Source organism: Colwellia psychrerythraea (assembly GCF_000764225.1).
Taxonomy (GTDB): Bacteria; Pseudomonadota; Gammaproteobacteria; order Enterobacterales; family Alteromonadaceae; genus Colwellia; species Colwellia psychrerythraea_D.
Genome location: NZ_JQED01000006.1, coordinates 1 through 746 on the forward strand (window position 1 = coordinate 1; position 746 = coordinate 746).

Annotated in this window: 1 tRNA gene and 2 rRNA genes; all 3 read right to left on the reverse strand. The window is 37.3% G+C overall.

The annotated features are described in order from the left end of the window. Nucleotides 1-106 (reverse strand): 23S ribosomal RNA (locus ND2E_RS0121265); the annotation flags it as partial. A 422-nt stretch (nt 107-528) separates the two neighbouring features. Next, nucleotides 529-605 (reverse strand) — tRNA-Ile (locus ND2E_RS16475). An 83-nt stretch (nt 606-688) separates the two neighbouring features. Next, nucleotides 689-746, reverse strand: a 16S ribosomal RNA gene (locus ND2E_RS23050); the annotation flags it as partial.

Below are 746 nucleotides of genomic sequence, written 5' to 3' on the forward strand. Positions count from 1 at the left end.
GACTATAACGGTTTTTATCACCTTATCTTCGCTTATCGCAGATTAACACGTCCTTCATCGCCTCTAACTGCCAAGGCATCCACCACATACGCTTAGTCACTTAACCATACAACCCTAAGTAGTCTTTCGATTTTCTTAGTAAAGCTCGGAGACTAATCCGAACGTATTGTAAAGTCTGACATTTTCACGTACTCAATAAACCCTAAGATTTATGATGAGTTACTTGATAAAACAATTAACGTCGAGTAGACATTAACTGAGTTTTTTACTTATTAATGATAAACACTCGAGGAGAATGTTTATCGATGATACTTACGTCATTTGTAACGTTCAGCGCGACACCGTTCGTTACGACATAAATATCGGTATTTATATCAGCTTTCCAGATTGTTAAAGAACTTATCAGTTACACGCATTCGGTAACGATATGGTTTAAAAAAACCAAATGTAAAATCACTGTAAAAGTGTCTTTAGATTTGGTTTTTATTCTTTCAAGAAGAATCTACCAATTACTTTATTTAAGTAAATTGGTAGGTCTGGGCAGACTTGAACTGCCGACCTCACCCTTATCAGGGGTGCGCTCTAACCAGCTGAGCTACAGACCTATTATTTCTTCAAATTTGTTATCATGTAATTTGTGTGAACACTCATAAAGCCGAAGCTTTCATTAAATCGTTTTATATCAAGATAAGGAGGTGATCCAACCCCAGGTTCCCCTAGGGTTACCTTGTTACGACTTCACCCCT